31 protein-coding genes are annotated in these 21,061 nt (G+C 68.0%); 9 read left to right on the top strand and 22 right to left on the bottom strand.

Annotation, left to right across the window (positions count from 1 at the left end; all coding sequences use genetic code 11):
• Window positions 1-2: 2 nt before the first annotated feature.
• The 10 genes from Q9R47_RS20795 to Q9R47_RS20840 are packed head-to-tail and all read right to left on the bottom strand — an operon-like array spanning window position 3 to window position 4,936.
• A complete protein-coding gene (locus Q9R47_RS20795; RefSeq protein ID WP_311235019.1) occupies window positions 3-506 on the bottom strand; it encodes a class I SAM-dependent methyltransferase in 504 nt (167 codons plus the stop codon).
• A 9-nt stretch (window positions 507-515) separates the two neighbouring features.
• Complete coding sequence (locus tag Q9R47_RS20800; RefSeq protein WP_311235020.1) at window positions 516-797, bottom strand: ASCH domain-containing protein; 282 nt, start codon at window positions 795-797, stop codon at window positions 516-518.
• Between the two features lie 40 nt (window positions 798-837).
• Window positions 838-1,680 (bottom strand): hypothetical protein, encoded by an 843-nt coding sequence (locus Q9R47_RS20805; RefSeq protein ID WP_311235021.1) that lies wholly within the window; start codon window positions 1,678-1,680, stop codon window positions 838-840.
• Between the two features lie 20 nt (window positions 1,681-1,700).
• Window positions 1,701-1,889 carry a hypothetical protein gene (locus Q9R47_RS20810; RefSeq protein ID WP_311235022.1) on the bottom strand — a complete coding sequence of 63 codons (189 nt, stop codon included), beginning with the start codon at window positions 1,887-1,889 and terminating at the stop codon, window positions 1,701-1,703.
• On the bottom strand, window positions 1,886-2,071 hold the full coding sequence (locus tag Q9R47_RS20815) for a hypothetical protein (protein ID WP_311235023.1): 186 nt from the start codon (window positions 2,069-2,071) through the stop codon (window positions 1,886-1,888). The genes Q9R47_RS20810 and Q9R47_RS20815 overlap by 4 nt, the downstream gene beginning before the upstream one ends.
• Before the next feature lie 43 nt (window positions 2,072-2,114).
• On the bottom strand, window positions 2,115-2,762 hold the full coding sequence (locus Q9R47_RS20820; RefSeq protein ID WP_311235024.1) for a hypothetical protein: 648 nt from the start codon (window positions 2,760-2,762) through the stop codon (window positions 2,115-2,117).
• A gap of 50 nt (window positions 2,763-2,812) precedes the next feature.
• The gene (locus tag Q9R47_RS20825) at window positions 2,813-3,010 is read right to left on the bottom strand and encodes a hypothetical protein (RefSeq protein WP_311235025.1); all 198 of its coding nucleotides are present in this window, start codon (window positions 3,008-3,010) and stop codon (window positions 2,813-2,815) included.
• The gene (locus tag Q9R47_RS20830) at window positions 3,010-4,392 is read right to left on the bottom strand and encodes a DEAD/DEAH box helicase (RefSeq protein WP_311235026.1); all 1,383 of its coding nucleotides are present in this window, start codon (window positions 4,390-4,392) and stop codon (window positions 3,010-3,012) included. The genes Q9R47_RS20825 and Q9R47_RS20830 overlap by 1 nt, the downstream gene beginning before the upstream one ends.
• Window positions 4,389-4,634 (bottom strand): hypothetical protein, encoded by a 246-nt coding sequence (locus Q9R47_RS20835; protein ID WP_311235027.1) that lies wholly within the window; start codon window positions 4,632-4,634, stop codon window positions 4,389-4,391. The genes Q9R47_RS20830 and Q9R47_RS20835 overlap by 4 nt, the downstream gene beginning before the upstream one ends.
• Entirely contained in the window at window positions 4,631-4,936 is a 306-nt protein-coding gene (locus tag Q9R47_RS20840) for a VRR-NUC domain-containing protein (protein ID WP_311235028.1), read from the bottom strand. Before Q9R47_RS20840 ends, Q9R47_RS20835 begins: the two co-directional genes overlap by 4 nt.
• A gap of 27 nt (window positions 4,937-4,963) precedes the next feature.
• Between Q9R47_RS20840 and Q9R47_RS20845 the strand changes: the two genes are divergently transcribed.
• Entirely contained in the window at window positions 4,964-5,167 is a 204-nt protein-coding gene (locus tag Q9R47_RS20845; protein ID WP_311235029.1) for a hypothetical protein, read from the top strand.
• A gap of 31 nt (window positions 5,168-5,198) precedes the next feature.
• Here Q9R47_RS20845 and Q9R47_RS20850 read toward each other — a convergent pair whose 3' ends face one another.
• The 11 genes from Q9R47_RS20850 to Q9R47_RS20900 form a co-directional block, all read right to left on the bottom strand.
• Window positions 5,199-7,265, bottom strand: a complete 2,067-nt coding sequence (locus tag Q9R47_RS20850; protein ID WP_311235030.1) for a DNA polymerase I — start codon at window positions 7,263-7,265, stop codon at window positions 5,199-5,201.
• A 1-nt stretch (window position 7,266) separates the two neighbouring features.
• Window positions 7,267-7,485: a hypothetical protein gene (locus tag Q9R47_RS20855; RefSeq protein ID WP_311235031.1), complete on the bottom strand. Its 219-nt coding sequence runs from the start codon at window positions 7,483-7,485 to the stop codon at window positions 7,267-7,269.
• Complete coding sequence (locus tag Q9R47_RS20860; protein WP_311235032.1) at window positions 7,482-7,634, bottom strand: hypothetical protein; 153 nt, start codon at window positions 7,632-7,634, stop codon at window positions 7,482-7,484. The genes Q9R47_RS20855 and Q9R47_RS20860 overlap by 4 nt, the downstream gene beginning before the upstream one ends.
• Window positions 7,635-7,715: 81 nt before the next feature.
• Window positions 7,716-8,264 carry a DUF2815 family protein gene (locus Q9R47_RS20865; protein ID WP_311235033.1) on the bottom strand — a complete coding sequence of 183 codons (549 nt, stop codon included), beginning with the start codon at window positions 8,262-8,264 and terminating at the stop codon, window positions 7,716-7,718.
• 24 nt (window positions 8,265-8,288) lie between these two features.
• Window positions 8,289-9,539 (bottom strand): DUF2800 domain-containing protein, encoded by a 1,251-nt coding sequence (locus Q9R47_RS20870; RefSeq protein WP_311235034.1) that lies wholly within the window; start codon window positions 9,537-9,539, stop codon window positions 8,289-8,291.
• A complete protein-coding gene (locus tag Q9R47_RS20875; RefSeq protein ID WP_311235035.1) occupies window positions 9,536-10,012 on the bottom strand; it encodes a hypothetical protein in 477 nt (158 codons plus the stop codon). The genes Q9R47_RS20870 and Q9R47_RS20875 overlap by 4 nt, the downstream gene beginning before the upstream one ends.
• 8 nt (window positions 10,013-10,020) lie before the next feature.
• Window positions 10,021-10,404, bottom strand: a complete 384-nt coding sequence (locus Q9R47_RS20880; RefSeq protein WP_311235036.1) for a hypothetical protein — start codon at window positions 10,402-10,404, stop codon at window positions 10,021-10,023.
• Between the two features lie 3 nt (window positions 10,405-10,407).
• Window positions 10,408-10,575: a hypothetical protein gene (locus Q9R47_RS20885; protein ID WP_311235037.1), complete on the bottom strand. Its 168-nt coding sequence runs from the start codon at window positions 10,573-10,575 to the stop codon at window positions 10,408-10,410.
• Window positions 10,572-11,792 carry a hypothetical protein gene (locus Q9R47_RS20890; protein ID WP_311235038.1) on the bottom strand — a complete coding sequence of 407 codons (1,221 nt, stop codon included), beginning with the start codon at window positions 11,790-11,792 and terminating at the stop codon, window positions 10,572-10,574. The genes Q9R47_RS20885 and Q9R47_RS20890 overlap by 4 nt, the downstream gene beginning before the upstream one ends.
• Window positions 11,793-12,366: 574 nt before the next feature.
• Window positions 12,367-13,134 (bottom strand): hypothetical protein, encoded by a 768-nt coding sequence (locus Q9R47_RS20895; protein WP_311235039.1) that lies wholly within the window; start codon window positions 13,132-13,134, stop codon window positions 12,367-12,369.
• A 21-nt stretch (window positions 13,135-13,155) separates the two neighbouring features.
• Entirely contained in the window at window positions 13,156-13,866 is a 711-nt protein-coding gene (locus tag Q9R47_RS20900; protein WP_311235040.1) for a S24 family peptidase, read from the bottom strand.
• An 83-nt stretch (window positions 13,867-13,949) separates the two neighbouring features.
• On the opposite strand from Q9R47_RS20900, the gene Q9R47_RS20905 reads away from it, so the two are divergent.
• Together Q9R47_RS20905 and Q9R47_RS20910 are read left to right on the top strand one after the other, a co-directional pair.
• Complete coding sequence (locus Q9R47_RS20905; RefSeq protein ID WP_311235041.1) at window positions 13,950-14,174, top strand: helix-turn-helix transcriptional regulator; 225 nt, start codon at window positions 13,950-13,952, stop codon at window positions 14,172-14,174.
• Complete coding sequence (locus Q9R47_RS20910; protein WP_311235042.1) at window positions 14,167-14,403, top strand: hypothetical protein; 237 nt, start codon at window positions 14,167-14,169, stop codon at window positions 14,401-14,403. The genes Q9R47_RS20905 and Q9R47_RS20910 overlap by 8 nt, the downstream gene beginning before the upstream one ends.
• Before the next feature lie 25 nt (window positions 14,404-14,428).
• Here Q9R47_RS20910 and Q9R47_RS20915 read toward each other — a convergent pair whose 3' ends face one another.
• Entirely contained in the window at window positions 14,429-14,614 is a 186-nt protein-coding gene (locus tag Q9R47_RS20915; protein ID WP_311235043.1) for a hypothetical protein, read from the bottom strand.
• Between the two features lie 84 nt (window positions 14,615-14,698).
• On the opposite strand from Q9R47_RS20915, the gene Q9R47_RS20920 reads away from it, so the two are divergent.
• The 6 genes from Q9R47_RS20920 (at window position 14,699) to Q9R47_RS20945 (ending at window position 21,059) form a co-directional block, all read left to right on the top strand.
• On the top strand, window positions 14,699-15,172 hold the full coding sequence (locus Q9R47_RS20920; protein ID WP_311235044.1) for a phage regulatory CII family protein: 474 nt from the start codon (window positions 14,699-14,701) through the stop codon (window positions 15,170-15,172).
• The gene (locus Q9R47_RS20925) at window positions 15,169-17,199 is read left to right on the top strand and encodes an AAA family ATPase (RefSeq protein ID WP_311235045.1); all 2,031 of its coding nucleotides are present in this window, start codon (window positions 15,169-15,171) and stop codon (window positions 17,197-17,199) included. The genes Q9R47_RS20920 and Q9R47_RS20925 overlap by 4 nt, the downstream gene beginning before the upstream one ends.
• 196 nt (window positions 17,200-17,395) lie before the next feature.
• The gene (locus Q9R47_RS20930; RefSeq protein WP_311235046.1) at window positions 17,396-18,034 is read left to right on the top strand and encodes a hypothetical protein; all 639 of its coding nucleotides are present in this window, start codon (window positions 17,396-17,398) and stop codon (window positions 18,032-18,034) included.
• 361 nt (window positions 18,035-18,395) lie between these two features.
• Window positions 18,396-18,743 (top strand): HNH endonuclease signature motif containing protein, encoded by a 348-nt coding sequence (locus Q9R47_RS20935; RefSeq protein ID WP_311235047.1) that lies wholly within the window; start codon window positions 18,396-18,398, stop codon window positions 18,741-18,743.
• Between the two features lie 192 nt (window positions 18,744-18,935).
• Entirely contained in the window at window positions 18,936-19,370 is a 435-nt protein-coding gene (locus tag Q9R47_RS20940; protein WP_311235048.1) for a hypothetical protein, read from the top strand.
• A gap of 3 nt (window positions 19,371-19,373) precedes the next feature.
• Window positions 19,374-21,059, top strand: a complete 1,686-nt coding sequence (locus tag Q9R47_RS20945; protein WP_311235049.1) for a terminase large subunit — start codon at window positions 19,374-19,376, stop codon at window positions 21,057-21,059.
• Window positions 21,060-21,061 lie beyond the last annotated feature (2 nt).

Here is a 21,061-nt window from a genome sequence, read left to right on the forward strand (position 1 = left end):
GTTCAGTCCTTGAAGAAGACGATCCAGTGCGTGAGGCCTCGCCGGCCGGAGCGGTGTCCGAACAGGGGCCGCGCGGGGAAAAGGGGTTGGAGATCCGAAATCGGGACCTGCGTCTCGTTCCACTTGAAAATGAGCGTGCCGCCGCGAGCGAGGACCCGCCAGCATTCGGCGAAGCCCTGCCGGATGTCCTCGCGCCAGTCGGGCCCGAGCTTTCCGTACTTGGCTGCGAGCCAGGACCGCGGGCCGGCACGCACGAGGTGCGGCGGGTCGAACGACACCAGGCGGAACGCGGCATCAGGGAAGGGCAGCGCGCGGAAGTCCATGAGGAAGTCCGGCTCGATGTGCAGCGTGCGCGTGCCGTCGTCGCGGTGCGAGCGGTCCGTCACGGTCAGCGTCTCGCGGCGGCAGTCGCCGAAGACCACCCGCGGGTCGTGCCGGTCGAAATACATCATCCGGCCGCCGCAGCACGGATCGAGCACGGGCCGCGTGGCCACGTCGTTGGTCATGGTGATCCTTCAGGCAGCGGAGGAAACGTCGATGGCGAACACCTGCACCGGCTCGGCGCCGAAGTGAGGGTGCGTGATGGTCTTGACATTGAATCCGCGCCACTCGCGGTGAAGGTGGCGGGCATGGTCATCGCGGGCTGGGTAGCCCTTCGTGAGGTGGATTGCGTCGTACTGGCGGCCCTGCAGGCGCTTCTGCCAATACGGCGTCATGAGCCGATATTCCTCGGGCTTCGTGCCGTCGCGGATGGCGTCGAAATACTCGGCCTTGAGCGATAGGTGGAGCGTGGCCATTGCGGCATCCTGTGTTGTTGTCGCCCCCGTGGGGGCTGGGTCATTGCTGGTGGCAGTCGCAGGGCATATCGAGGCGGCGCTGCATGTCGTCTATAGGCACGATCTTTCGTGCCTGGGACCAGAACCGCTGCTGCGGTATGTGCTCGGTGGCGGGAATGCCGGCGGCATGCATTGCTGCAAAGCGGGGCTCCATGTCTTCCAGGTACACCGGTTTGTCGCCGTCGTAATGGATGGCGTAGCCGATCTCCTCCTCGGCCCACTTGGCCTTGAGCCAGATGTCCGGACGGGTGACGTACACGATGTACCAGTGCTGCCATCCAGCCTTCAGACATCCGATGCAGTTGCCGTGGATGAAGGTCTCATAGGTACTGGGCCGCGCGATGCCTATTTCCTCAGTCGCCTGGATGCTTCGGTCCTGCCATGTCACCAGCGGGTAGTCGGTCCGGTAGCCCATAGCCCCCAGGATGCCGGTGCGCCTCTGCATGCGGTCACGCTCGCGCAGCGTGTCGTCGAATCCGTAGTAGATGACCGTGCGCGCTGGATCTGCATTTGCGGCCAGCCACTCGTAGAAGGGCTCCGTCTTGAGCCGTGCCGTGCACAGCTCCGATCCATTGCCCACCTTGAAAGCTCCCGCCTCGACGCAAACGTCGAATTGGTCCTGCTGGGCATTGCGCCGGCTGGCGATGGTCAGCGGAACGCCGACGTGGTCGGCCACCTCAGCTTTAAAGCGCTTGATGTCGGCATGCTCCACGCTGAAATGCATGTCGTGGTTGAGCAGCACCAGGTGCTCGGCGCCGAAGCGGCGTGCTACTTCCAGCGCGACCACGGCGGATGAATGTCCGCCGCTGTGGCAGACGACGTGCAGTGTGTCCCCTTGAGCCATCAGGTCTCCTGTGGTGTGGATCAGTGCCCGCAGGGCAGGCCTTGGCCCTCTGCGGGCCGGTGTTGGATAGGGGCGCCGCAGCTGGCGCACCGCAGTTGGGTCTGGCGCTGCTGCCACCAGAGATCCCGGGCACGGGCGGTGGCGCGCTGCGCGTCGGGCAGCGAAGCCCGGGCGCGGCTCTCGGACAGGTGGTCGGCCGGCGCGCTCATGGCTGGGGCTCCGGGAAGGGCTCCACCCGGCCATCCGGGTAGTGCAGGCGGTCGCCCATGCGGCTGGGCAGGTCGAGCGCGCGGTAGCGTCCGGCGGGGAGACCGCGGGAGCGCTGCAGCTCGGCGCCCTGGTAGTCGCCGTCCGGCGGCGTGTAGGGCTGGGCGGTGGGGGAATGGGACATGGGGATTCCAAAAAAAAAAGCCCGCTGGTGCGGGCGGGTGGTTTCAGGCTGCGGCGCGCGGGGCTGACCGAGCGATCGACAGCAGCAGGTCGCGGAATTCGGGGGGTGTGGCCTCGCGGATGCGCGTCTTGTCTTTGCCGCCGACCAGAGCCATGCGGCCGACGCGCCGCGCCTTGGCGTAGCCATACCGCTCGACCATGGCGGGCGTCGGGCCGCTGTTGTCGCTCGGGCCCCAAATGAGCAGCGGCAGATCTGCGGGGTCGCGCGGGACCGCGTAGAGCCATGTCCCCTTCCCGGCGAAGTGCCCGTAGTGGCCTTGCCAGACGCAGCATGTCCAGCCGCCTCGGGCGTCGGCCCTCACCCACCCCCCAGTCGCAGGAGGCGTCGTCAGGCCGAAGAACTCCCAGGCTAGGGAGTCCTTCGGGTGCTCCAGCACGCCGCCGTAGTTGCGCACTGCCGTCAGCGCCGCTGCGAAGCAGCCGCCGTCCTCCCCGAGCCGGTACTGGTGAGGCTTGCGCGGGGAGCCGTGCCAGTATTTGCCCCACCGTTGGCATGGGGAGTGGCAGACCACAGGATGCGGCCCGGCGTACCTTCGGGCGTCTCGTGCCTCGTCCCAGGCTTCCACGCCAGGCAGGCCAAAGTAAGCGCCGCCCGTCTCAACGTACAGGGCGGCAACGGGTTGGGGGTCCATGCGGGCTCCAGAAAAGAAAAAGCCCGCTCGTGGCGGGCTGTGGGTGGTGGTCAGGCGGCTGGCGGGTGGGAGGGGCAGAGCCAGCGCAGCGATCCGTCGCCGGTGGGGCAGGTGCACCGGGGCGGAGCCGGGCCGGCGGCCGCGCTGCGGTACACGTCCAGCGCGGCGCGCAGCTGGATGTTCTCTGCGGTCAGGTCGGCGGCCAGCCGTTCAAGGTTCTCCCGGCTCCAGAGAGCGAAGTTCGCCATCAACTGGCCCTCCGCGTCTTCATGGCCTCGAGCAGCAGGTCCTGCACCTCACGCTTCGTCTCGATGCGCGCCATCACCAGCTCGTCGACCGTGTCGCGGGCCACGATGTTGTGAATGAACACTGGGCGGTCGTGGCCGGCCTGCATCTGGCGGGTCGGGCCGATCCGCTCAACCATCTGCAGCCGCTCCTCCAAGTTCCACCAGTGCCCGAAGAACGCGAGGATGTTGCAGTGCTGCTGCAGCCCGTCCACCCCGTGGCCCATGCTCGCCGGGTGGCCGAACCACACCCGGCCCTTGCCGGCCTGGGCCGCGCGCAGCCCGGCGTGCGATGACAGGTGGATGCCGTCCGGGTACGCACGCTGCAGCCGGGCCAGGTCGCTCTTGAAGTGGTAGGCCACCAGCACGGGCGCGCCGCCGGCCTCTTCCACGATGCTGTCCAGCGCCTGCAGCTTGGCGTCGTGCAGCTCCTTCCATTCCTCGCTGCTCTCGCCGACGTAGGCGGCGCCGTTCGCGATCTGCAGGCACTTGATCGTGCGCGCCGCCGCGTTGAACGCCTCCACCTGGTGGCTCTCGATCTCAGTGAACATGGCCTTCTCCATTTCCCGGTAGTGCTTGCGGGCCTGCATCGGCAGGTCCACGTGGATGGTGTTCACGATCGGCTCGCGCAGGTCGAACCAGTCCTTCGCGTCCACGGTGAGGCACACGTCGCGCATGAGGTCTTGGATCTCGCGCTGGGCGTGCGCCAGGGGCGTGCTGCCGTAGCCGTCGTGCGACGTCTGGAACCAGCGCTGCGAGAACGCGGTGTAGGTGCGGCCCAGGCGCTGGCCCCGGTCGATGAACCAAGCCTGCCCCCAGAGGTCCTGCAGGCCGTTCGGGCTGGGCGTGCCGGTGAGCTGCACCAGCCGGCGCACGTGGGAGTGCGCCACCTGGGCGAGCGCCTTGGCGCGCTGGGTGCCCTGCCTCAGTCGGAAGCCCTTCACCTTCGTGGCCTCGTCCAGCACCACGGTGCGGTAGGGCCAACGGTCGCCCCAGTGCTCTACGAGCCACGGCAGGTTCTCGTAGTTGATCGTGTAGAGCTGGGCCGGCGTGCGCAGCGCCAGCAGCCGTTCGGCCTGGCCGCCCACGATTGGCACGACGTTGATCCCGCGCAGGTGCTGCCACTTCCGGGCCTCGTCCGGCCAGGTGGTGCGTGCCACGCGCAGAGGCGCCACCACCAGCACCGGGTCGTCCTCGGCGAGCAGCAGCGCGTCGATGGCGTTGAGCGTGCCGGAGGTCTTGCCCATGCCCATGCCGGCCCAGATCGCGCAGCGCTCGTGCGTGAGGATGTGGTCGGTGATCAGCTTCTGGTACGGCCGGGGGGTGAAGTGTTTGCGGGGCGTCAAGCTGCCACCTCCGCATCGGGCCGGGGGCAGTGCTCGGGCACGGCCACCACACACCAGACCTGCGCGAAACCGCCGGCGCTGTTGCGCACCCAGCGATCCGCGTACGCATCGGCCATGTGCTCCAGCGCGCGGTGCACAACGGTGCGAGGGCGGCCGGTCACGTCGACCAGTTCGGCCACCGTGGCGCCGTCGTTCTGGTTCCGCAGCCATTCGCGGATCTCGGCTTGGACTGTGCTGGTCATGGTCTTTCCTTCAGGAGCCGGTCGATACCGGCGTCGTCGTCGATGACGTGCACCACGGCGCCGGCGGCGCGCAGGCGTTCGTGCTGGCGCAGCTGGTCGGGGCGCGGGCGCTGGCCCTTGCGTTTCAGTTCCACGAACTCGGGCGCGCGGCCGGGGAGCATCACCACGCGGTCGGGTACGCCGCGCCGGCCTGGGCTGGTGAACTTCCAGGCCAGGCCGCCGGCGGCTTCCACCCGCTTGACGAGGGCGGCTTCCACTTCGCGCTCGCGCGGGGTCGTGAAGAGGTGGGCGGGGTCGGGCATACTGATTCTTTTTGAGAGGAGAGCACGATGTCTGATTTCGAGGATCTGGAGCTGACTTACACGGCAAAACGCCGCGTTGCGAGCGCGACGAAGATCGCTGAATTGCAGCTTCAAGAAGCTGACCGGATTGCTGCTGACGCTGCCAACGTCCTCGGAATCGAGCGCGGCAAGCTGACTCTGGCGCTGCTTGCCGCCATTTCGCAAAACTACGCCGGCCACGTCCCCGGCTAGCGTCTGTCCCTTGCGCGCATTGCGGAGCTGATCAGTCCTTCTTGTACCGATCCGTCTCGAACCCCGCGGCCGCCAACGGCATGTCGGGGGCCCACGGTGGGTTGGCAGCTAGCAGGCTGGCCAGGTGCTCGGCGCTGTAGTCCGACGTGTCGGGCGCCTCGGTGATCACCTCGTCGTGGACGGTGAGCACGATCGAGTAGCCGGCCGCCTCGATGGCGGGCATGTTGTGAGCCATCACGTCGCGCGCGACGCTTTGGCACACGTTCTCGAAGAGCTTGCCGCCGTAGGTGCTGAGCCGCGACCACTTCCGGCTGTACTGGTTGTTGCCCATGTAGCTGAGCTTCTCGCCCACCACCTGCGGTGACGGGTAGCACATCACGCTGCCCGAGGGCAAGCCGATGCGCAGCCAGTTCCCGTCGCGGCGCGCCTTCAGCATGCCGATGCGCACGGTCTGCTCGGGCCACTCGATGGCCTGAATGACGCCGCCCTGCAGCGTCGCCCAGAAGCCCGCAATGGCCTTGTGAGCGCTACGCCACCCGAGCTTGAACGACTCGCACACCAGCCAGGCCAGATCGCTCAGGCCCAGGTCGTGCGGCGGGTTGCGCCCCTGGTCGCGATGCCACTGCAGCATGATGTGGGCCTGTCCCATCGTCTCCGCCGGGATGGCGCGCGATGCCTGCTTCGCCAGTGCCTCCAGGTCAATCCCATAGGCCGCGGCGAAGGTCACGAACGCGCCCACGCCACCCTCGTAACCCAGGGCCAGCTCCTGCACCTTGCCGATCTGCCGCTGATCTTTGGTCACGTCCTGCGGCGCCACGCCGAAGGATTTGCCGTAGGCCAGCTTGTAGAGGTCGGGCCCGGCGCCCGCGTCGAAGTCGCGGAACGCCCTCAGCTTCCACTGCTCGCCCGCGAGCCATGCCTGGTCGCGCCCCTCGATGTTCGAGAGGTCGGCCACCACCAGCTTGCGCCCGCGCGGCGCCACGATCGTGCCGCGGATCGCGGAGCTGGCCAGCTCCATGACGTTGGCGTAGGTGAGGTCCGCGCACCGGGCCTTCATGGCCTCGATGCCCAGGTCGATGTCGTCCTGGTCCAACACGGGCCGCGGCAGGTTCTGCGGCTGGAAGAGCCGCCCGGCCCATCGCCGTGTGCGGCTCGCGCCCGAGAACTGCAGGGTGCCGCGCAGGCGGCCGTCGGCGCTGGTGCCCTTGGCGAGCGTCTTGTACTTCGCCGTGCTGGAGCTGCTGGCCTGCAGCCGGATGCCCAGCAGCTCGCGCAGCGCCGGCGGCAGGTCGGGATCTGCCATGCGCCGCTCCAGGGTGGCCTGCTGCGTGTCCGGCAGGTCGACGCCGTGCTCTTGCAGTACGAACGCGAGCAGCTTGTCCCGCTTCGTGGTGCTCTCCACCTGGCCCTCGGTGATGGCCTGGGTGCGCGCGGCGAGCGTCTTCTGCGCGGCCTCGACTGAGGCAATCGCCGCCTGCACCAGCTCGGTGTCGATGGCCACGCCGCGGTCGTTGATCTGCTGGTCCAGATGCCAGAGCGCCAGCTCGGCGCCTCGGTAGTTCCACACGGGCAGTCGGGCGTGCACCACGCGCATGGCCTCGATGTCGAGGGCCGCGTACTCGACGAAGCGCGCCCACTCGGCCGGGTGCGTCTCGCGCGTTGCGCGGCGCAACTTGCTCGTCTTCGGCCGGGGCTTGCAGAAGAGCTGGATCAGCTGCTTGCCGGCCTTGTCCTTGGCCTGGTCCACGGGCACCTGCAGCACCTCGCACAGCGCGCCCAGCGCGCCGGGCAGCCCGTGCACCAGCGCCTGCACCATGGTGTCGCGCCAGCGCTCGCGCGCCGGGCACAGCGGGGCGAGGGCGTGGCGCAGCACGGTGCGGTCGAAGTGGCTGTTGTGGGCCCACACTTCGTCGGCCTGCTCGATCGCCGCCACCAGGTCGTCCGGCGGCAACGGGTCGGCCGTGCAGTCCCACACGCGCACCGGGCCGTCGTCCACCGCCCAGGCGAAGAGCATCACCTCGGCGGCCGCGGCGTAGACGTGCGTGCCGTGGGTGATCGGCACTTCGCAATAGGTCTCGAGGTCGAGCCAGAGTTTCATGTCACGCCCTTTCGGTCTTGCGGGCCCGCTTGATCTGGTTCGCCCAGAAATCGCGCTCGCCACGCAACAGTTGGCCCACACTGGTGCTGGCGGGGAAGCCCTTGATCGTGCTGTTCAGGTTGGCCAGCTCGTCGCTGGCGGCAGCCATACCGTGCCGTTCCAGGGAGGCGCGGCCTTCCTTGATGCCCTCGACGTAGAACGTCGAAACGGTATCGATCACGCCGCAACCTCCAACACGCAGGCGGCGACGACCTCCTCAGGCAGGTGCAGCGCCTGCGCCGCAGCCTGCAGGGCGGCTTCTGGGTCGTTGTGAAGGGCCAGGGCGCGGTCGTAGGCGTCGCGCACCGCTTGGCGGGAAATAATGGTCATACTGGTGTGCTCCTGTGCTTTGACCGGCCCGCGCCCGGCGGGCCCGTCGAAACACCCTCGGGCCGCGGCCCGAGGTGCGGATCAGGCGAGGTCGTCGGCCGTGGCGCCGCTGCTCAGGTCTTCGAACTCGTCCTCGCTCGCGGCACCGCCACCGGTGAAGCTGTCACCGTCGCGGCTGAACTGCACGCCGCTCAGCGTGGCGTTGATGCGCTTGCCGAAGTTGTTGTCCTGGGCCCAGAGGTCCAGCACCACGTTCACGTAGCAGCCCGCGTAGGGCTTGCCGTCGGCGGCCGCCAGCGGCGTCTTGTCGGAGTCCAGCACCGTGGGCCGAACGGGGTTACGCGCGCTCACGAACAGGTTGCCCGGGAAGCCCTCGTAGCTCGCCTTCAGGTCGCCGTCGTGCAGGCACACCTTGTCGGCTGCGCGCAACTGCTTGAGCATCACCTCCGCCTTGGCGCCCCACTTCTCCTTGGCGCACGCCTCGATGGCGGTGTTGATGGTCTTCACCTGCGGATCGGCGGGGTCGATCAGCAGCGACGCGGAGAAGGCGGGCTTGCCTTCGCCGTTCACGGTCTTGGCCTCGAAGAGGGCGGGGAAGGCAAGGCGCACGTTGGTCAGCTTCAATTTCATGATGGTCTTTCAGTGGGTGAGGGGTCAAACGAGGTCGCTCACGGCCTCTTCCTGCGAGGGCTCGGTGGCGACGGTGTCGAAGTCATCGGCGACGGCGCTCAGCACCAGCGCCGGGCGCTTGTCGGTCTCGGGCGCCACGCTGGGCTTGCCCTCGGCCTGGGTGATCAGGGCGGCCACCTTCGGCCACTGGCGCGGCCCGATGAAGTTGCCCTTCGCCAGCTTCTCGGCTGTGGTGGGGCTGATCAGGCTGTAGTCGTACATCTGGTCGTGCTTCACGCGCATGGCCTTCAGCACGGCCTCGGCCTCCTCTTCGGAGGTCCAGCGGCGGTTGCCGCGCTTGCCTTGCACCAGCTTCCAGCCGGGCACCGGCACGCCGGCGAGCAGCCGCGTCTCGACCTCCCCGCGCACGGCCTTGCACCACATCTCGATCAGGTCCACGGCCGCCAGCGCGGCGCCCAACTGGTCGGCGGGCATGGTTTCGCGCTTCTGGGTCCAGGCTTCGGTGTGCGCGCGGTCGAAGGCCGTCAGGTCTTCGAAGTCCGCGCCGACCTCCTGCTGCACGCGCGCGGCGAGGGAGGGGCAGTTGGCTTTTGCCCGGCAGAACTTGCACTGCTTCTCGCCGGGCACGCGCGGGGCATCGGCGGCCCTGGTGTCCACCGCGGCGTTCCAGGCGGCCTGACCGAACTGCTCCAGCTCCGCCACCGGCTGCGCCCACTCGCTGACCGAGCCCAGCCGAGGCTGGTGGATCACCAGGCGCACGGCCCGAAAGTCACCCAGGGCGCAGAACTCGCGCAGCGCGGCGAGCGCGTAGATCTGCAGCTGCGGGTTGTCGTCGGCGTCCACCGGCACGCCGCGGCCGTACTTCAGATCCGCCACGATCAGCTCGCCGTCGGCGAGGATCACGGCGTCTGCCGTGCCGCGCGCGCCGGGCTCGCCGGTGATGTGCTCGATCGAGAGGCGCTGCTCCACCAGCAGCTCGCCGCCCGTGCTCTGCACCAGGGCGCGCACGTAGTCCACGTAGGCCTGAACGTGGGTGGCCATGTCCACGTCCACCGTGAAGACCCGCCCGTCGCGGCCCGCGTGGATCTTGAGCCCGATGCGGTCGGCGGCGGTGCCGCCCTCCACCAGGCACAGCGCCGCCAGCTCGTGGGCGGCCGTGCCCTCGTCGGCGAACTCGCTGCTCTTGTCCGGCAGGCCCTCGCACGCGGCGACGCTGCCGGGGCAGGCCATCCAGCGCGCGGCGCTGGAGGGCGAGAGGAGGGCGTGCGCGCTCATGCCAGGGCGCTTTCCGCCAGCACCGCCTTGGCGCCCTCGACGAACTCGCCGAACTGCTCGGGCTTCAGTCCCGGCCCGGAGGTGGCGCCGAACTTGCCCAGCAGCGCCAGCGTGGCGTCGCGGCCGCGCTCCTTGCCCAGCTGGATGATCAGCGGCTTGATGTCCTTGTCGTAGGTGAGCGGTGCGTCAGTCGCAGCAGTCGAGGCTGGCGCAGGGGCCGCCGCAGGTTCGGCAGCGGGGCTGGGTGCGCTGGCCGTCTTCTCGGGCGCAGCGGCCTCCGCCGCCGGCGCAGTACTCGGGCCAGCCGCAGCCGCGGGGGCTGCTGCAGACTTTGGGGCCTGCGCGGGCTCCTTGGCCGCGCTGCGGGTGGGCGCCGGCGCAGGCGTGGGTGCGGTGCCGCCGGCCAGGAAAGCGGTGAGGGCAGTGAGGGCGGCCGCGTCGGGGACGGTGATGGATACGGTTGCGGGAAACATGAGTGCTCCTATGCAGTTGCGTTTTCGGTGAGGGAGGAAAGGCGGGACAACACGTCGCGGACGTCGGTGGCGAGCGCGGCGAATTTCTTCGCCGTGTCGAGGCCCGCTTTCAGCGCCTCGGGGATTTCGTAGCCGGCGTCGGCCAGCACGCGCAGCAGCGCGGCGGAGTTCTCGGCGCCGTCGATCAGCGCCGCGCCCAATTGGGCGATGCCCAGGGCGCTGAGGTCGTGACCGATGGCGGCGTCGTAGAAGGCGTCCGGCTCGGCGCTGTCATCGAGCAGCGCCTCGATGCGCTTGAGCAGTTCCACCTCCAGCGGCGTGCTGGTCAGGTCGTGGATCTCGGTCCGCGCGATGCGCAGCACCTCGTCGTTGGAGAGCATGGCGAGGTGCATGGCTCACCCCGCGACGAGGACGACCGCCGAGGCGACGGCCAGCACTGCAGCGCCGGCGTACGCCGCGGCCGATTCGATGAATCCGGGCTGCGCGGCTTGCGTGAGGCGGTAAGCCGTGCACGGGCTGTTGCCCGCGCGCCGGAAGAGGCGGTAGAGACGGAAGGCGGTCATTCGTCGTTCTCCGCTTCGTACTCAACGAACGCGCCCGACGCATCGAGCGCGTACCACACGTCAGGCCGGATGCCATCCACTCCCACGATGGCTGCGCCCGCCTTGGTTATCGCGCCGTCGTCGTCGCGGTACACCAGGAAGAGGGCGTTGCCGTTGGCGCCCTTGGCGCGGCCTCCTGAGCCGCTCGCCATCGCGGCGCCCGCCACCCCGGTGCTGCTGGCCGCGCCCTGGTAGCCGGTGCTGCTGGCCGCGCCCTGGTAGCCGGTGCTGCTGGCCGCGCCGTAGTCGCCGGTGCTGCTGGCCGCGCCCTGGTAGCCGGTGCTGCTGGCCGCGCCCTGGTCGCCGGTGCTGCTGGCCGCGCCGTAGTCGCCGGTGCTGCTGGCCGCGCCGTAGTCGCCGGTGCTGCTGGCCGCGCCGCGGTAGCCGGTGCTGCTGGCCGCGCCCTGGTTGCCGGTGCTGCTGGCCGCGCCGTAGTCGCCGGTGCTGCTGGCCGCGCCCTGGTAGCCGGTGCTGCTGGCCGCGCCGCGGTAGCCGGTGCTGCTGGCCGCGCCCTGGTAGCCGGTGCTGCTGGCCGCGCCCTGGTAGCCGGTGCTGCTGGCCGCGCCCTGGTCGCCGGTGCTGCTGGCCGCGCCGTAGTCGCCGGTGCTGCTGGCCGCGCCGCGGTAGCCGGTGCTGCTGGCCGCGCCCTGGTAGCCGGTGCTGCTGGCCGCGCCCTGGTAGCCGGTGCTGCTGGCCGCGCCGCGGTTGCCGGTGCTGCTGGCCGCGCCGCGGTTGCCGGTGCTGCTGGCCGCGCCCTGGTAGCCGGTGCTGCTGGCCGCGCCCTGGTAGCCGGTGCTGCTGGCCGCGCCGTAGTCGCCGGTCGCCAGCTGAGGGGATGCCGGATCAACGGGATGGCACCGCTTGGTCACGTACTCCACTGCCGCCTTCACCAGCCCTGGGATTCCGATCTCGGCTTTGATCGTGATCTTCGAGCTGGCCACCTTGGTGTCCTCGTCATGCCGGCTGAGGGTGCCGAACTGCTCCACGACGGCGAAGCGATTGCCAGCCGGGGCGTAGTAGCCGAAGACGTTCAGAGGGTGCTCGCAGGCATGGAAGCCGCGGTGGCAGGCCCGGGTTTCGCCCTCGTGCTCGAAGGTCTCGCCTACCGCGTACTGAAAGCCGCGGCACTTCAGATCCTGGTCGAATCCCTTGTAACTGGTGATGGTCTCGTCGGCCATTGCGGCTCCTGATGTGAAAAAGCCCGCACGTGGCGGGCCGGGTGGGGTGTAGAAAGACCGCTGCCTTGGAGGGCGTGCCGGCGATGGCCGGCGCGGCGAGGAGGCGGCCCTGAGCAGGACGCCAGAAGAGAAGGCCGCGTGGTGCGCCCCAAGAAGAGAGGGAGGGGGAGGAGACGAGGCGCGCGGCTGGAAAACAGAAACGCCCTCGTCGGAGGGCGCTTGTGTTTTGCCCCTCGCGAGAGGGGCTTCACGGTTTCTGCTCTTGGCCCGTGCGCCTCATCTGGCATCGTGTGCCAGCCCTGAATTGCTCCCTTGCGGGCATCGCCTCAGTTCCGACCGTATTGCGGGCCGTTCGCCAACGCAACACATCGCTGTTCGCTCCGGCTCGCCGGGGGCGCATCGCTTTGTGTGCTGCGTTGGGATGAAGTATGCCGAAAAGAATATTCCAAAGCAAGCGAAAAAGAATATTCTTTGTGACCGATCGGTCAGTAAGGGCGGCGGTGTCGCTCGAGGGGCGCCCGTGCAGGTGTGGAGAAGGCTGCGCGGGCACGCCGGTGCCCGGCCTGTTCCGGCTTCAGTTGCAGGCGGGCCCACCCGCTTGCGCGAGGGCCTCGCGCAAGCGGTCGTACGCGCGGAGCGTATCGCGCACGTCGTCTAAGAACTCTTTCTGCCGCTTTTTCTCCACGGTGATGTATTTGGCATCGCCGGTGAATCGAGTAATGGTGGAATTAGCTAGCAGCAGATTTCTAAGAGCTTGTATGTCCGCTTCGCTTGCTAGCCACGTAGCCATCTCGTGGATATCACCTCCGTCGGCGTTTCTACGAACATCGTTGTGATCGAATTCGTGCTCCAATATGACATTACCATCGGCCATGTACGAGGCCTTGCGCAAAAAGAGCCAGTTCCCTTTTTGGTTAACCGTAGGTGCAATCAGTATTGAAGGTGCATGGCATTCCCTGGCTGCGAGATATATCTGCGTATAGGTATAGATATCGCCAATGTCGTTTAATCTTGACCAAGTGGGGGTCAAGTACTCCACTTTCTTGAATCCGTCGGTTTTTCCGAAGAAAAACAACCCGCACTTTTTGTCCTCGGTAGAGTCAAAACAAGCGCGGTATTCGGCAACCCCGTCTTCGTTTGTCTTTGGCTCTTTCATTTGAAAAGCAGACTTATACGCAGCCTTCCAATCTACGCTTGTAAAAGGGGGCTTTGCAGGAGCTGGGGTGCTCACTGCAGCTGAGCTGACTGCGGGTCCTTTTGCGGGCGTCGCTTCAGCCTCTGGTGTTTGCTTGCTACAGGCTCCCAACAGTAAGCATGCAACTGCTGCTATCCAAGTTTTCACTTTTCCCTCCTTTGTGCTGGTCTAAAAATCCCATCCGGCAAATTTTAATTTCCCAACAATTTTGTCGCCAGGTTCCAGTTTAATGTACGGTTTGGGCCAGTTTGGATTGATTGCGTGCAGATACAGTTCGCCGTCTACCTTGACGAGTTTTTTAAACGTGGCCTCGTCGTCCGCTACTCTCTTGGCTACCACAAAATCGCCCGGGTGCACGTCTTCTTCTGGCCGTATGTGCAAGCTAATGCCATCTGGAAAGTTTTCTCTCCCGCCCTCGGGGTTGGTCATGGAGGGGCCTTTAACTTTTAATATAAAACCGACCTGACCTAAATCTTTAGGGCTCGGCAACCAATCCTCTGCCTCTCCTGGCTGGAATGTGTCGCAAATGGCGGTCCAATCGCCCGCTTGCACTGCTGAAATCACCGGGTACAGCCTCCGTCCTCTCATTTCCGGGCCCACCACGATGTTGGGCAGATCGGACGGCGGATTGTGCCGCACCTCTTCAGTTTCAGCACCTTCGGGTTCGCCCCACGGGGGCGGTCCATCGCCGGTGTCGAGCCAGTCAGGGTCGCACTGATAGGCCCTGGCGAGTGCGAGCAGCCCTTGTGGGCGTTCGGTCTCGCCTCGCTCGATCTTAGAGATGTCGGATTGATTCACCCCGGAAGCTTTCGCGACCTGTGTCTGGGTGAGGTGTCTGTGCTTGCGAGCGGCTTTGGCGCGTCGGGCAAGGGTGTCCATAGGGCCGTAGTCCATGGTTCTATTTAAGCCCACTTGAATATTCTCTCGGAACTTGTCAGAATAGTCCCAAAGGAATACTCCCCATGGAAGCACGCGACTACCTCCACGCCATCCGGGCCTACGGTTTGACCCAAGCCCAGGTGTCCGAAAAAACGGGCATCCCCCAGCCCACCATCAGCAAGATCGAGCGCGGGGACGTGAGCGACGTGCTCTCTCGGAACTACCGCGCGCTGCAGACGCTGCACGCCGAGCTGACCGTGCCCGACCCCAAATGCACCCCCTCCGCCCAGGAGGTGAGCCATGGCTGACTGGACTACTACCACCGTCACGACCTGGGAGCCTGAGTGGATGCGCAGCACCACGCGGCAGCGGCTGGCTGCGTGCCGGGCCGCGCGCAGCAGCGGTGCTGATGCGGCCGGCGCGGTGCACCCGGGCGAGCGGATCGTGCCGCCGCCGATGCCGGATTTCCGGTATCCGGCCCGTACTGCCGCGAAGCGCGCCCCCTGGTGGTGGCCTTTCCCCCGAAGGCTTGCTTGAGCACCCCGGCCTGACCCCACCCCGCTCACCGCAACCCCCAGGCCGCGCACCGGATGTGCAGCTCGCCCGCCACCCAGAGCATGACGATGGCCGTCTCGACCTCCTGCAGCGACCGCTGCCGGCCCGCCATGGCGGGAACGAGGCTCGTGCGGCGGCTGGCGTGCTCGATGGTGACACCGGGGGCGTGTGGGGTGGGTTGTTCGTTTTCCATGCTGCGCATCGTCTCGCGCGGCACCTGTTCCCGCCACATCCAAATCTCGGCCTGGCGGATATCCAAACCTGAGGAATCCCGGATATGAACTCCCTCGATGCTCTCCGCCTGATGGTGGATTCCTACCCCGGCGGCCGCGAGGCCGTGGCCCTGCGCCGGGGCAAGTCGCCCGATGTGCTGCGCAAGGAACTGGCCGGCGCGCCCGGCTTCAAGCTGGGCGTGGTGGACGCCTGCGCCATCGCCACCATGTGCGCGGAGGTGGGCAGCGACCACGCCGACGCCTACGCCCAGGCCGTCGCCGCGCACTGCGGCACCAAGGTCGTGGCGCTGCCGCAGCCCGCCGACACCGGTGCGGACCTCGTGCAGCGCGCCTCGGCCATGGTCAAGGAGTCGGCCGACGTGATGAGCGCGGTGGCCGCCGCCATGGCCGACGGCAGCGTATCAGCCAACGACCTGCGCGAGGTGGAGCGCGAAGCGGCGGAGCTATCCGCGGCGATGCTCTCCGTGCTGCGCGCGGTGCGCGCAGCCCACCAGCAGGCACTGCGGGCGGCGCCATGATGGCAGACGCACCCCAAGAGCTGCGGCCGGCCTTCAACGGCGCCGCCATCCCTGACGAGCTGAAGGCCCAGCCGCGCTGGGCACCCTGGCGGGCGACCTTCAACGCCAAGCGCGGCAAGTTCGACAAGATCCCCCACCGGGCCGACGTGCCCGAATACCGCCTCTCGACGGCCAACCCGGATCGGTGGTTCACGTTCCGAGCGGCCGTCTCCACCTACGAGCGCGAGGCGCCTTCCTTCGCGGGTGTCGGGTACGTCATGACCCGGCCCCATGGCATCGTCGGCGTGGACCTGGACGACTGCGTGCACGACGGCCACGTGGCGGACTGGGCCCAGGAGATCGTCGACGCGCTCGCGAGCTACACGGAGGTGAGCCCGAGCGGCAAGGGCCTGCGCATCTTCGCGCGCGGCGAGGCCAGCGACTGGACGAACCACACCGTGGGCGTGGAGGTGTACGGGGGCGCGGAGCCGCGCTTCCTCACCCTCACCGGTCAGCACCTGCCGGGCGCACCTGCCGCCCTGGCGGCGGTCCCCGCCGGCGTGCTGGATGGCCTGCGCGCGCAGTACGGCCGCGACGCCGAGCGCACCGAAGCGCCGGCCGTGGAGATGCCCGAGCTGCTGGACGACTTCCTGTTGCCGGTCCTGGCCGACCTGGAGCTGCCCTATGCGGCCCGCGACTTCCTGCTGGAGGGCGACACCCGCGGCGACCGCTCGCGCGAGCTGCACGCGGCGGCCGTGGCGCTCTACCAGTGCGGCCTGCCGGACGACGAGGTGCTGAGCCTGCTGGCGACCAGCCCGCACGCCATGGAGGTGGCCCTCGACCACCGGCGCCAGGACCCGGACCGCGCGCTGCTGTACCTGTGGCGCGAGCACTGCATCAAGGCCAAGCCCAAAGGCGAGCTGCGCAGGACCGCCACGGCCGACGACTTCGACGACGTGTCGGGCGCCGAGGCCGCGGCCCCCGGCGCGGGCACGGCGCACGAGGCCATGGCGAAGCTGGGCCGGCAGAAGGGCCCGCGCTTCCAGGTGATCTCGGTGCCCCAGCTGCTCGAGCGCCCGCGCGCCTCCTGGTTGATCCGGAACGTCCTGCCGCGCGACGGCGTGGCGATGATCTACGGGGAATCGGGCTCGGGCAAATCCTTCTTCGTGCTCGACATGGTGGCGGCGGTCGCGCGCGGCATCGAGTGGCGCGGGCACAAGGTAGAGGCATCGCGCCCGGTGGTCTACGTCTGTGCGGAAGGCGAGGCGGACTTCCGGGACCGGGTGCAGGCCTACTGCGAGTTCAACGGGCTCGGTGACTTCCCCATTGGCGTGGTGCCGGATGCACCGAACCTGCTGCTGCGAGAGGACGTCAAGGACCTGATCGCGGCGATCCGAGCGTTCGGGCCGACCGCCGTCATTGTGGTGGACACGCTGGCCCAGACCACGCCCGGCGCCAACGAGAACAGCGGCGAGGACATGGGCCGGGCGCTGGCCCACTGCAAGGCGTTGCACCGCGCCACGGGCGCGCTGGTGCTGCTGGTGCACCACAGCGGCAAGGACACGAGCCGGGGCGCGCGCGGCTGGTCGGGGCTGCGGGCCGCTGTGGACGCCGAGATCGAGGTGGAGCGCTTCGGCTCCGGCAACTTCGACGACCCGCGGTGTGCCCGTGTCAGCAAGCTCAAGGGCGGGCGCGACGGAGCCGAGTTCGGCTTCCGCCTGAACCTGGTGGCCATCGGCGAGCACGACGACGGCGAGGTGATCAATTCCTGTGTGGTGGCGTACGAGACGCCGCAACCGCGGGCGCAACGGAAGGCAGCGCCCAAGGGCGCGAAAGAGCAGATCGTGATGGCGGCTGTGCAGTCTCTTCTGGACCTCGACGACTGCGTCACGCAAAGCGAAGTCATCGACGCCGCGGTCAACCAGATGGTCCCGCCCGAACGAGGCAAGCAGGACAACCGCAACCGCGACGCTCGGCGCGCATGGGACTCGCTCGTCGCGAAGAACGTTGTCGCCACGGATGGCGCTGGCAGGGTAGTTCTTCCATGAACGCGCAAGAAATTGCAGCTTTCCATCGTTCCATTCACTCCATTCAACGCTTGTGGAACGACGGCCAAGTTTCCATTCCATTCCACCACCCTAGAGGGGTGGATTGGAATGGAAAGGCCCTGGGCAGAAAGCCGTGAGTTAGCAAAAAGTTTCAGCAAAAGTTTTCAGTAATTTTCAACACGTTCAGGACGACAACATGACCAACCCCCGAACCATCGAAGAGGCCTACGCATCGGCCGCCAACACCGCCGACCTGCGGGTGCAGGCCGACCAAGTGGGCGACGCTGACCTGCTGATCGCGGCCGGCTGGTGCCAGTCCCGGCTGGGTGGTGCGCTGCTCCGGCTGCACAGCGAATGGGACGCGACTTCCCGGCCGCGCACGGCCACGGCTGCGGAGTTCCTGCGCCCGGGTGCTCAGGCATCGCCGGCCGAGCGCACCGCGGCACGTGCCGAGGCGACGGCCCAGGCGCACGCCCACAACCTGCACGAGACCGCGCTGCAGCTGGCCAGGTGCAAGAGCCTGCCGGCGGTGCGGGAGCAAGTGGTCCTGCTGGTGCGCGGATGGGGCGCGGAGGCCCCGGATCGGGCCGTGGCTGCGATTTTGCGGTGGTGGCTGGGGCCTACCTGCCCCGGGTGCTCCGGCCGCCGCTACGAGCCGATTGCGGGAACCGACCGGCTGTCGGCCAAGGCATGCCGGCAATGCAAGGGCACGGGCCATGCGCCCATCCCGCAGGGCGAGCTGGGCCGGCGCCTCGCCAACTACCTCGACGAGTGCGTGCACTCGGCGCGTGGCTCGATGGGCAAGCGCTTGCACCGCGGGCGCGGTTCGGTTTAAACTGCTGCCGTCGATAGCACAGGCTGCTCAGCCTGTCGCGCGGCGCCTCTTCGCTGGATGCCTGTCTCGCTTCGTGCTTTGCCGGGAACCCCATCGGAGAAGTGCGCCCAGAACATCCCAAGCCCGCACGGTTCGCCCTGCGGGCTTTTTCGTTTGCCACCACCGGGGCGCATCCACCACGCCTCTATCGCCGCCAGGGACGCCAAGCCCCAGGTGGTGGCACCTTCCACCTACCCTCCCGGCAGCCAGCGCCGGCCGCGCACGGGCGCGGGGGTTTCCACCGCAAGCTGTGGTGCTGGACAGCGGACGGCAGGCACCAGCGGGGCCAGACCAAGCCCCGTAGACCGATGAATGCCAAGACATGAGCCAGCGACCCAGAATCCCAGCCGCCGCCCAGCGCGTCCAGATGGCCCAGGCCACGAGGCTGCAGCAGGCGCCACGCATTGGGGCAACCCATCGGGATCGGGGGCGCGCACGGCAGGAGGCGCGGCTGCGCATCTGGTTGCGCGACGGGCCGCACTGCAAGGGCTGCGGGAAGCTGATCGACATCACGCCCGGCACGCCGGACCCGTTCGAGCTGGATCACACGGTGCCGCTCTGGCAGGGCGGCAAGGACGCCGACCACAACCGGCAGTGCCTGTGCCCTGACTGCCACGCGGCCAAGACGGCGCGCGAGGCGCAGGAGCGGGTGAGAGGCGGCCCGGGATGAGATCGCCCCGCCTGCGGGCCGCCAGGGGCCTCGCCGGGCCGCGCGCACGTGCCCCAAGAGCCGAAAGGGAGGGGGTGCCAAGAAGTCTGGAACCCTTTTTCCTGGATACCGCACGGTTCCACACGCGCAGAAAAAATCCCCTGCGTATGAATTCCGGAGGGGCGGAAATCAAAGAATTCAAAGGAGGCTGCCATGCCCAGAGGTGGTGCGCGGCCTGGTGCGGGCCGCCCGAAGAAATCCGCACCCGCTGACGCGCCGAAGCCGGCGGCACCGAGCAAGAAGCGGCCGCCCGCCAAGAAGGCCGAGGCGCCGCCGCTCGATGCGGACGGGTACAAGACCGATCCGAACTGGCCTTTCGGGCAGGAGCGACCGCCCGAGCCGCCGGCCGAGGAAGACCTGAGCGCGCTCACGCCGCTGGACTTCCTCCTGCAGGTCATGCGCGACAAGCGTCAGGATGACCGCACGCGCATGCAGGCGGCCCAGCTCGCCGCGCCCTACGTGCACGCCAAGAAGGGCGAGGCGGGCAAGAAGGAAGAGAAGCAGGACGCCGCCAAGAAGGTGGCCAGCCGCTTCACCGCGGGCGCGCCGCCGCCGAAGCTGGCCGCCGCTGGCGGGAAGAGGGTGTAGCGAATGGAATGGACGACCGCCTGCGAGGACTGGGAGGCGCGGCTGGTGGAGCGGCGGTCGATCATTCCGCCGCCCATCTACCGCGAAGAGGCGGACCGCGCGCTCGCCATCTTCAAGGAGCTGCGGGTGGTCGACCTGCCGGGCAAGCCCACCTTCGGGGAATGCTCGGAGGAGTGGGTGTTCGACTTCGTGGCCGCCATTTTCGGCGCCTACGACGCCGAGACCGGGCAGCAGAAGATCCGCGAGTTCGGGCTGCTGATCAGCAAGAAGAACACGAAATCGACCATCGCCGCGGGCATCATGCTCACGGCGCTGATCCTGTGTTGGCGGGAGGACGAGGAGCACCTGATCCTGGCCCCCACGAAGGAGGTGGCAGACAACAGCTTCAAGCCAGCGGCCGGCATGATCCGGGCCGACGAGGAGTTGTCCGCACTGTTCCATGTCCAGGGCCACGTCCGCACGATCACGCACCGCGTGAACGGCAACAGCCTGAAGGTGGTGGCCGCCGACACCGACACGGTCTCGGGGAAGAAGTCGGGCAAGGTGCTGGTGGACGAGCTGTGGTTGTTCGGCAAGCGCGCGAACGCCGAAGCGATGTTCCTGGAAGCCCTGGGCGGCCAGGTGTCGCGCGACGAGGGGTGGGTGATCTACCTCACGACGCAGAGCGACGAGCCGCCAGCCGGCGTGTTCAAGGAGAAGCTGAACTACTGGCGCAGCGTGCGCGACGGCATCGTCACGGACCGGAAGACGTTGGGCGTGCTGTTCGAATTCCCGCAGCACATGATCGACTCGCAGGCATACCTGCAGCGCGAAAACTTCTACATCACGAACCCGAACATCGGGCACTCGGTCTCGGCGGAGTGGCTGGAAGACCAGCTGCGGCTGTTCCGGGCCCGCACCGACGGAGCATTCCAGCAGTTCCTCGCGAAGCACCTGAACATCGAGATCGGGCTGAATCTGCGCAGCGACCGCTGGCTGGGCGCCGACTTCTGGCTGGCAGCGGCCGTGCCGGTGTTCTCGCTCGAAGAGCTGCTGCAGCGCTCGGAGGTAGTAACGGTAGGCATCGACGGCGGCGGCCTGGACGACATGCTCGGGCTGGCTGTGGTCGGCCGCGAGATCGACACGGGCCGGTGGCTGGTCTGGGCTCGGGCGTGGCTGCACCCGATCGCGCTGGAGCGCCGGAAGTCCGAGGAGGCCAGATACCGCGACTTCGCCGCGGCTGGCGACCTGGTGCTGGTGCAGCGAGTGGGCGAGGACATCGCCGACGTGGTGCGCATCGTCAGCCAGGTCGCGGACGCCGGCCTGCTGGACAAGGTGGGCGTGGACCGCGCCGGCCTGGGCGGCATCTACGACGCGTTGGTGGGCACGAAGGAAGAGCCCGGCCCAGTGAAAGCCGATGACGTGGTTGGCATCCCGCAAGGCTGGCAGCTGCAAGGGGCAATCAAGACGGCGGAAAGGCACCTGGCCGCGCAACGGATGGTGCACGCCGGCAGCGCGCTCATGGCGTGGTGCGTAGGCAATGCGAAGGTGGTGCAGGTGGGCAACGCCATCTCGATCACCAAGCAGGCCAGCGGGCTCGCGAAGATCGACCCGCTCATGGCAGTTTTCGATGCCGTCTACCTGATGGCGCTCAACCCGAAGGCGAAAGGCCGCTCCGTGTACGAGGAGCGGGGCTTCCGCTACCTGTAAGG

The sequence above is a fragment of the Acidovorax sp. PRC11 genome, from assembly GCF_031844105.1.
Lineage (GTDB): Bacteria > Pseudomonadota > Gammaproteobacteria > Burkholderiales > Burkholderiaceae_C > Paracidovorax.

What these genes read in the sequence shown, in the direction of transcription:
- Q9R47_RS20905 (WP_311235041.1), top strand. Translation starts at nt 13,950, where the DNA reads ATGGAAGCACGCGACTACCTCCACGCCATCCGGGCCTACGGTTTGACC.
- Q9R47_RS20870 (WP_311235034.1), bottom strand. Translation starts at nt 9,539, where the DNA reads ATGAGCGCGCACGCCCTCCTCTCGCCCTCCAGCGCCGCGCGCTGGATG.
- Q9R47_RS20845 (WP_311235029.1), top strand. Translation starts at nt 4,964, where the DNA reads ATGTCTGATTTCGAGGATCTGGAGCTGACTTACACGGCAAAACGCCGC.
- Q9R47_RS20930 (WP_311235046.1), top strand. Translation starts at nt 17,396, where the DNA reads ATGACCAACCCCCGAACCATCGAAGAGGCCTACGCATCGGCCGCCAAC.
- Q9R47_RS20840 (WP_311235028.1), bottom strand. Translation starts at nt 4,936, where the DNA reads ATGCCCGACCCCGCCCACCTCTTCACGACCCCGCGCGAGCGCGAAGTG.
- Q9R47_RS20860 (WP_311235032.1), bottom strand. Translation starts at nt 7,634, where the DNA reads ATGACCATTATTTCCCGCCAAGCGGTGCGCGACGCCTACGACCGCGCC.
- Q9R47_RS20875 (WP_311235035.1), bottom strand. Translation starts at nt 10,012, where the DNA reads ATGTTTCCCGCAACCGTATCCATCACCGTCCCCGACGCGGCCGCCCTC.
- Q9R47_RS20820 (WP_311235024.1), bottom strand. Translation starts at nt 2,762, where the DNA reads ATGGACCCCCAACCCGTTGCCGCCCTGTACGTTGAGACGGGCGGCGCT.
- Q9R47_RS20880 (WP_311235036.1), bottom strand. Translation starts at nt 10,404, where the DNA reads ATGCACCTCGCCATGCTCTCCAACGACGAGGTGCTGCGCATCGCGCGG.
- Q9R47_RS20940 (WP_311235048.1), top strand. Translation starts at nt 18,936, where the DNA reads ATGCCCAGAGGTGGTGCGCGGCCTGGTGCGGGCCGCCCGAAGAAATCC.
- Q9R47_RS20825 (WP_311235025.1), bottom strand. Translation starts at nt 3,010, where the DNA reads ATGGCGAACTTCGCTCTCTGGAGCCGGGAGAACCTTGAACGGCTGGCC.
- Q9R47_RS20885 (WP_311235037.1), bottom strand. Translation starts at nt 10,575, where the DNA reads ATGACCGCCTTCCGTCTCTACCGCCTCTTCCGGCGCGCGGGCAACAGC.
- Q9R47_RS20815 (WP_311235023.1), bottom strand. Translation starts at nt 2,071, where the DNA reads ATGTCCCATTCCCCCACCGCCCAGCCCTACACGCCGCCGGACGGCGAC.
- Q9R47_RS20945 (WP_311235049.1), top strand. Translation starts at nt 19,374, where the DNA reads ATGGAATGGACGACCGCCTGCGAGGACTGGGAGGCGCGGCTGGTGGAG.
- Q9R47_RS20850 (WP_311235030.1), bottom strand. Translation starts at nt 7,265, where the DNA reads ATGAAACTCTGGCTCGACCTCGAGACCTATTGCGAAGTGCCGATCACC.
- Q9R47_RS20925 (WP_311235045.1), top strand. Translation starts at nt 15,169, where the DNA reads ATGATGGCAGACGCACCCCAAGAGCTGCGGCCGGCCTTCAACGGCGCC.
- Q9R47_RS20805 (WP_311235021.1), bottom strand. Translation starts at nt 1,680, where the DNA reads ATGGCTCAAGGGGACACACTGCACGTCGTCTGCCACAGCGGCGGACAT.
- Q9R47_RS20915 (WP_311235043.1), bottom strand. Translation starts at nt 14,614, where the DNA reads ATGGAAAACGAACAACCCACCCCACACGCCCCCGGTGTCACCATCGAG.
- Q9R47_RS20935 (WP_311235047.1), top strand. Translation starts at nt 18,396, where the DNA reads ATGAGCCAGCGACCCAGAATCCCAGCCGCCGCCCAGCGCGTCCAGATG.
- Q9R47_RS20910 (WP_311235042.1), top strand. Translation starts at nt 14,167, where the DNA reads ATGGCTGACTGGACTACTACCACCGTCACGACCTGGGAGCCTGAGTGG.
- Q9R47_RS20865 (WP_311235033.1), bottom strand. Translation starts at nt 8,264, where the DNA reads ATGAAATTGAAGCTGACCAACGTGCGCCTTGCCTTCCCCGCCCTCTTC.
- Q9R47_RS20920 (WP_311235044.1), top strand. Translation starts at nt 14,699, where the DNA reads ATGAACTCCCTCGATGCTCTCCGCCTGATGGTGGATTCCTACCCCGGC.
- Q9R47_RS20810 (WP_311235022.1), bottom strand. Translation starts at nt 1,889, where the DNA reads ATGAGCGCGCCGGCCGACCACCTGTCCGAGAGCCGCGCCCGGGCTTCG.
- Q9R47_RS20795 (WP_311235019.1), bottom strand. Translation starts at nt 506, where the DNA reads ATGACCAACGACGTGGCCACGCGGCCCGTGCTCGATCCGTGCTGCGGC.
- Q9R47_RS20900 (WP_311235040.1), bottom strand. Translation starts at nt 13,866, where the DNA reads ATGGACACCCTTGCCCGACGCGCCAAAGCCGCTCGCAAGCACAGACAC.
- Q9R47_RS20890 (WP_311235038.1), bottom strand. Translation starts at nt 11,792, where the DNA reads ATGGCCGACGAGACCATCACCAGTTACAAGGGATTCGACCAGGATCTG.
- Q9R47_RS20800 (WP_311235020.1), bottom strand. Translation starts at nt 797, where the DNA reads ATGGCCACGCTCCACCTATCGCTCAAGGCCGAGTATTTCGACGCCATC.
- Q9R47_RS20835 (WP_311235027.1), bottom strand. Translation starts at nt 4,634, where the DNA reads ATGACCAGCACAGTCCAAGCCGAGATCCGCGAATGGCTGCGGAACCAG.